Annotated in this window: 6 protein-coding genes and 2 pseudogenes; 6 read left to right on the top strand and 2 right to left on the bottom strand. The window is 63.1% G+C overall.

Annotated elements, in window-relative coordinates; all coding sequences use genetic code 11:
- Both ACYPYD_RS25270 and ACYPYD_RS25265 read right to left on the bottom strand, forming a co-directional pair.
- Nucleotides 1–424 (bottom strand): annotated as a pseudogene (locus ACYPYD_RS25270) (transposase); the annotation flags it as partial.
- 181 nt (nucleotides 425–605) lie between these two features.
- Nucleotides 606–791: a hypothetical protein gene (locus ACYPYD_RS25265; protein WP_459666255.1), complete on the bottom strand. Its 186-nt coding sequence runs from the start codon at nucleotides 789–791 to the stop codon at nucleotides 606–608.
- 385 nt (nucleotides 792–1,176) lie between these two features.
- Here ACYPYD_RS25265 and ACYPYD_RS25260 point away from each other — a divergent pair, with 385 nt between their 5' ends.
- The 6 genes and pseudogenes from ACYPYD_RS25260 (at nucleotide 1,177) to ACYPYD_RS25235 (ending at nucleotide 6,066) form a co-directional block, all read left to right on the top strand.
- Complete coding sequence (locus ACYPYD_RS25260; RefSeq protein ID WP_036526658.1) at nucleotides 1,177–1,464, top strand: hypothetical protein; 288 nt, start codon at nucleotides 1,177–1,179, stop codon at nucleotides 1,462–1,464.
- A gap of 508 nt (nucleotides 1,465–1,972) precedes the next feature.
- The gene (locus ACYPYD_RS25255) at nucleotides 1,973–2,110 is read left to right on the top strand and encodes a hypothetical protein (RefSeq protein ID WP_459666254.1); all 138 of its coding nucleotides are present in this window, start codon (nucleotides 1,973–1,975) and stop codon (nucleotides 2,108–2,110) included.
- 751 nt (nucleotides 2,111–2,861) lie between these two features.
- Entirely contained in the window at nucleotides 2,862–3,167 is a 306-nt protein-coding gene (locus tag ACYPYD_RS25250) for an integration host factor subunit alpha (protein ID WP_459666251.1), read from the top strand.
- Nucleotides 3,168–3,284: 117 nt separating this feature from the next.
- Nucleotides 3,285–3,488 (top strand): annotated as a pseudogene (locus tag ACYPYD_RS25245) (DUF559 domain-containing protein); the annotation flags it as partial.
- Between the two features lie 40 nt (nucleotides 3,489–3,528).
- A complete protein-coding gene (locus ACYPYD_RS25240; RefSeq protein ID WP_459666248.1) occupies nucleotides 3,529–3,798 on the top strand; it encodes a hypothetical protein in 270 nt (89 codons plus the stop codon).
- 417 nt (nucleotides 3,799–4,215) lie between these two features.
- Nucleotides 4,216–6,066 carry a ParB/RepB/Spo0J family partition protein gene (locus tag ACYPYD_RS25235; protein WP_459666246.1) on the top strand — a complete coding sequence of 617 codons (1,851 nt, stop codon included), beginning with the start codon at nucleotides 4,216–4,218 and terminating at the stop codon, nucleotides 6,064–6,066.
- Nucleotides 6,067–6,348: the final 282 nt, after the last annotated feature.

The following is a 6,348-nucleotide window of genomic DNA, read 5'->3' as shown; positions in this document are numbered from 1 at the left end:
TGTCGTTCCAGGCTTGCCGGATCAACTTCGTCTGCCGCACATCTTCCCGGGTCCGTTGGCTCAGCGGGTTCTTCTGCCAGGCATAGAAGCCGCTGGGCTGGATGCGCAGGCACCGACACATCGATCGAACCCGGAACTGGTCACGATGCTCGGCGACAAATGCGTATCTCACTTTGCATCCCTGGCGAAATACGCGGTGGCTTTTTTTAGTATATCGCGCTCCTCGGTCACCCGGGCCAGTTCGCGCTTCAATTGGCGGATCTCGGCATCCTTGCTAGCATCGCCAGACACCACCTTCGCCAGTTGCCGCTTCCATGCGTACAGCGAATGCTGACTGACAAACCTCCGCTACCGGATACCCGCGCTCGGTGATCTGGGCCACCGCATCACGCTTGAACTCATCGCTGAAATTGGGCTTCCCCATCGTCGCCTCCTGTCCTCAAAATTAGGATAGAAGGCGTCCAGAAATCTAGGGGCTACTCACCGCGCCGTAGGCTCCAACGCGCAGGCTGCCTTTCTCTCAGAGGTTGGGAACGAGGCCGCGAACCGCACTCACGCTCTCAAGAAGCGATGCCACGTGCAGGATTCCCTCACCAGGCCATTTGCTAATCCCAAGGCTGCGGCATGCTCTTCAGCCACGCGGTGGTCGCCCCTCGACCCTGAGCAAGGGCAGCGATGCGGGACAGCGCGAAGTCACGATCGGCCTTGTCTCCGTGCTGGGCAAGATCGAGCAGACTGGTGGTGTCGCCGTTGGCGTCCAACAGATCGCTGCTCCTCAGCCATTCGGTCATTTCCGGATTCGCTTCCATGTTGCACCTCGCTGCTCCAGCCTCATCGCGAACGTCGAAGTGCGCCAATCGATCCCGGCCCGCCGGCAATGCTGAAGCGAACGGACGTCTGCAAGGCGTTCGGCGCGGCGGTGAGCAGTGTCTGAAACTGTGATGGGAGGTGCGCGCCTTGCACCGATGCTAGAAGCCTTCATCATGGCAGATGCAGGAGGAGGCGGTGCCCGTGCCTCCTGTCAATCTCCATCGCAGGTAGATCCTGGGGTGAAGCAGACCTCAATGGGCATTTCAGATCAGCGATCGTGATGGAAATGCAAATGCGCCGGCGCGGACATTTGGCGGGCGAACTGCGATGGGAACGAATTCAATTTCTGCGGCTTGAGCGCATCAGGTGTTCCTGCACCTGTGGCCCGGCATGCTCTCTCCCACTGGTATGCGGCCGGGCCACTTCGCCTTTTTACAGTGCGTATTCCCGGAGATGACATTGCCCAACCGCGATCAGGACACCATCACGCCAGCTGGCGGCCACGAAGGCGGAAAGCCGAACAACCTGCGTTACATCGTCGGCGGACTGATCATCATGTTTCTTCTGGCCATGGCGATCATGGGGCTCAGCACGAGGGTGTTGGAACGTCCTGGTCCAGATCAGGGAGCAACCGAGAAGGCACCCGCCGACTGACGCTGCGAAAAGGCCCGGCGCTCTGGAGAGGCCGGGCCAAGGTTCGGGTTACAGCAAACCCTCAGGTCCCGAGCGGACGATACAGGATTTCCAGTGGTCCCGAAATGAGAATATCTCATTCCCTCATGATCATAGCGCCGGGCAATTCATTCCGGCGATCCCCTGAGCAACAAGGTTCCGGAAAATGTTGCCAACAGCTCACCTAATGCGACGCCGCAAGCCGTGATACTGGCATCGTAGCGCGCCGACACTGCAAGTCACGCCGCAGCACATAGCCCTACAAAAAGTAACATCCGTGCTATCGCGCTCGGCATGGTCATCAGAGTGACTGCCACCGAGAGGGGCAGCGCAATGATCCGCAGGAATTGATCCCTATTCAACAGCCATTGTCACATAAAGCCGGAATGGGATGGCTCGCACTATGTCGGAAACTGCCGCCACTGCGGTGCTCGAATTAAGCGGCTCGCATCGAAGAAATGGTGGCGTACCTCTCGCAGATAGGTTCCGCATGAAAACTGTCCTCGAGCGGATCGCCCGCGCGCTCTGCAGCCAGAACGGCCTCCCGGAGACTACGATGTACCAGGGGCGGCCGATGTGGGAGGACTTCCTTCCCAAGGCGCGCGTGGCTCTGGCCGCGATCCTCTAACCCACCGAGGTAATGGCGGAGGCGGGAGGGGCCATCGGCGGCTTTTCGGACAGGTATGAAGGCCAGTTTTCCGAGAAGGCGTCCGAGGTCTGGAAAGCGATGGTTGAAGCGGGCCTCGCCGAACTGCCGTAGCCGCTGCTCGGGAACAAAGGTAAGCCGAAGAGTTTGAAAATCGGTCTTTAAATCATAGTCAGAGGAGGTGATCATGTTTCGCAAGTCCGTCCAGCTCCATGACGGTCCCTGCCATGGAATGAGCGTGATCTGGGATGGCAGCAACGAGGTGCGGATGATTAATTGCAGGAAAGGCTATGTGCCTTGGCCGAGCAGAGCGGGCCCACCGTTGATTGAAAGCGAGATCTACCGCCCTTCGATCGATTCTCCATCTATCTTCGTTTGGGCGAAAGGAACTAGCCCAACTGCGGAGAATTGCTCAGCACCTCCCGCCTCCGAAAAGTTCGAAAGCCCAGCCTGACCATGGGTCACCGACGCGACGGCAGGAGGAAACCGCCGCGCCCGCCCCGGCGGCCACCCCAAGGCGCCGAGCTGCAAACGAATGGTATTGATGGACCGGCCGCATATAGCGGCGCTCTGTTCACAAGTGCGTTGATCCCCGCGCACCCATCGCTACCGAGCCGCCTGGGTGCGGCGGCTTGCAGGGGACCGGCGCACCCATCTCCCTTATGAAAAATCGTTTACTAGCGGTATGCTATCGATCTGCTGGCGCGTTCTCGTCGCGCCGAAGGAGATCCCCGTGCATCAAGAGTACAAGAGCCTCACTCGTGCCGCGATCGCCGAAGCGATCAAAAAAAACATAGGGATATCTTCCACCAAGGCCAATCACATGGTCGATGCGATCATTGAGGAAATTGCCGCTGCTCTCGAACGTGGCGAGAACGTGAAGATTGCCGGCTTCGGCACGTTCCTGCTGAACGATAAGGGGCCGCGCGTCGGACGCAACCCGAAGACTGGCAAGGAGGCGGTTGTAGGCGCGAGGCGCGTCGTCACCTTTAACCCGAGCATCATCCTGCGAGCACGCGTCGCTCCCTTGTTGGACTGATCTCAGATCAGCGACCTGGTTTGCAACGCCGTCGCCATGGTACGCGGCTTCACACCGCCGCGGACTCCGGCCGAAAGAGCGGCAGTCTGAGCCTGGGCGGATCGGGCCGGCTTCTTCGTTGACCTTGCCGTCGCTGATGCGCAACGCCCGGGGCGTTACCTTCTCGGCATTGAATGTGATGGCGCCGCCTATCACGATGCGCGCTCCGCGCGCGAGCGTGACCGCTTGCGTCAGTCCGTGCTCGAGAGCCACGGCTGGACGATCCACCGGCTGTGGAGCACCGACTGGTTCCATCGCCCCAACGAGCAGATCGACGCCATCGTCGCCAGGATCGAAGCGGCCAAGGCGGAGCACGACGCCGATGCCGGTGCAAAGGCCAACCGGTCGGCGCGGTTCGTCCACCTTGCGCCGGGCCGACCGCCTTCCTCCAGCAGAGATCGCCCTTGCCGTCGTCGATATCGTGCGCATCAACTTCGGTGCGACCGGTGATCAGATCGTCCAGGCCGTTTCGCGCTCGGTCGGCAACAAAGCCACCAGCGCCACGGTGCGTGAGATGATAGAAGGTGAAATCGCGCGGATGGTCGCGGCGCGTAGCCTGACGGAACAGTCGGGTATCTTTGTCATTCCCTGAGCGCGGACATTCGCGGGCTTCCTGTTCGAGGGCGTGAGGCAGGCTGGGCTGCCCCGCGCCTTTGGCGCGGCCGCGCTCTATCTCCGCTTCGCTCCGACCGAGCCACCTTCGGCGTCTCGTCGGCATAGCCGTGACGATCACTGTCAGAGCCGGCCCGCTTGCGCGTTCCGGATGTGGACAGCGCGGACAAGCCGCGCTGGCGTTGCTGATTGACCTGCCGGTCAGGCGGTGTGGGCGTCACTCACCTCTAGGCCCGCCGCGGCGGCGCGCAACCTGGGCTCTCGCCCAGGTCCTCCATTTCATTGCGGCCCTTCGGGTGCGCCTCGCCTCGTTCGGCGGGCCTTCCGGATCGCTCCTGTCGCCCACCCCGCCCTCCGGCCGGTCAATGCGCGCGATGGAAAGAAGGAGTGAAGGACAATGGAACTCAAGCACATCGACATCACCCGTCTGTCGGTTTCCAGCCTCAACATGCGGGGCACGAGGAAGACCTGCGACATCGCCAACATCCTGCCTTCGGTTCGGGCGCGGGGCGTGCTGGTGCCGCTCATCGTTCGCGAGATGGCTGCTTCCGGCAGTGCGGTGTTCGAGGCTGGATCGGGGGCTGGTGAGCATTTTCCCGCCTACGAGATCCTGGCGGGCAAGCGAAGGTTTCATGCGGCGCTGGCGGTAGTCGAAGAGGGCGGCGGTATCGAGGACCTGCCCTGCGCGGTGATCGAACCGGGAGACGATGCAGCGGCATTGGAAGCCTCGCTCATCGAGAACATCGCCCGGCTCGATCCCGACGAGATGACCCGCTGCGAAACCTTCACGCGGCTGGTGCGCGAGGGGCGGGACGTGGACGGCATCGCCCTGACCTTCGGGCTGACCGCCCTGCAGGTGAAGCGCACGCTGGCGCTGGGCAACCTGATCCCGCGTGTGCGTAATCTCTACCGGGCGGACGGCATCGATGCGGTGTCGCTACGGCACCTCACCATGGCGTCGAAGGCGAAGCAGAAGGAGTGGCTGGCCCTCCACGACGACGAACAGGCGACGGCACCGACGGGCGCATGGCTCAAGGCATGGCTGTTCGGCGGAGCATCGATCCCGGTGGGCGCAGCGCTGTTCGATCCGGCCGATTACAAAATTGAAATCATCGCCGATTTGTTCGGAAACGAGGCCTATTTCGCCTCATCCGACGCCTTTTGGGCGCTCCAGATGCCCGAAGTCGAAAATCGGGCAGAGCGGTATCGCGATGCCGGATGGGGCGAGGTCGTCATCATGCCCAAGGGCGAGACCTTCCACTCATGGGAGCACTCGGCCTGTTCAAAGGCGAAGGGCGGCAGGGTCTATGTCGCCATCGGCCATCGCGGCGATGTCACCTTCCACGAAGGCTATGTGACCGCGAAAGAAGCCCGGCGGCTGGAGCGGGGCGAGACGCTGGAGAAGGTCGTGCGACCCGAGGTACCCGCCACCTTGAACGCCTACATCGACCTGCACCGCCATGCCGCTGTCCGGGCCAAGTTGGTGGAAGATACCGGCCTGTCGTTGCGGGTGATGGTGGCCCATGCCATCATCGGTTCGGGGCTGTGGACAGTGCGGATCGAAGCGCAGAAAGCCCCCAGCGATGCGGTGGCCGAGAGCGTCGAGGGCTGCCTGTCGGAAAGCCTGTTCGATGCGCGGCGGCGCGAGGTGCTGGCCCTGCTCGGACTGGATGCCGAGACGGCGACGGTTACCGGCAGCGCTCCTGACGGGCATGGCATCTGCGGCCTGCTGACCCGGCTGATCGCGCTGGACGATGCCGATGTGCTGCGCGTCCTTGCGGTGGTCATGGGTGAAACGCTCGACGTGGGAACTTGCCTCATCGAACTGCTGGGCCAGCATATGGGCGTCGCCATGGCCGATGTCTGGCGGGCCGATGATGCCATGCTCGATGCGGTGCGCGATCGCGAGGTCATGGGCCATCTGCTGGCCGAGGTGGCGGGCGAACAGGTCGCTGCCGAGAACGCCAAGGCCACCACCAAGGTGCAGCGCGGTATCGTGCGCGATTGCCTTTCCGGGACCAACGGGCGGGTGAAACGCGATAGCTGGGTGCCGCGCTGGATGGCCTTTCCGGCGAGTGCCTACACGGACCGGGGTGGGGTCGGCAGCGCCGAACGCGCCCAGCGGTTTGCCGCGCGGCTGGCGGTGGGGCAGGAGTCGGCGGAGGTCGAGGCGGATGACCCCGTCGATACCGATGCGGAGGATACTCCCGTCGTCGAGGCCGAAGAGGGGATGCCGCAGGCGGCGTAACTCCAATTGATGGACCGGCGGCATGACAAGTGTCGCCGGTTCTTCGATATGCTGTCGCCCGTCGCTCCGCTGCGCGTCGCGAGGTCGGGATGCGCAGCATCCCTCCGGTGGTCGCCGCGCTGGCGCACGGCGGCGTTGGGCCTGATCGGCTCCAAGGTGACGGGGGGCGTCGCTGCCCTGTAGCCCCGCCTCGGCGGGCCGCAACCCGTCCGCTTCGCTACCGGGTCTTCCACTTCGTTGCAGCCCTTCGGGTGCCCCCCGCCTCACCCGGCGGGGCTGTCG

This window comes from Novosphingobium sp. 11B, assembly GCF_054589055.1.
Note: the sequence above shows the minus strand (reverse complement) of the source record. Positions and strands in the feature narration are given on the sequence as shown.

Bases quoted from the DNA above. Each gene is read 5' to 3' on its own strand.
- ACYPYD_RS25265 (WP_459666255.1), bottom strand. From the start codon at position 791: ATGACCGAATGGCTGAGGAGCAGCGATCTGTTGGACGCCAACGGCGAC.
- ACYPYD_RS25255 (WP_459666254.1), top strand. From the start codon at position 1,973: ATGAAAACTGTCCTCGAGCGGATCGCCCGCGCGCTCTGCAGCCAGAAC.
- ACYPYD_RS25240 (WP_459666248.1), top strand. From the start codon at position 3,529: ATGCCGGTGCAAAGGCCAACCGGTCGGCGCGGTTCGTCCACCTTGCGC.
- ACYPYD_RS25235 (WP_459666246.1), top strand. From the start codon at position 4,216: ATGGAACTCAAGCACATCGACATCACCCGTCTGTCGGTTTCCAGCCTC.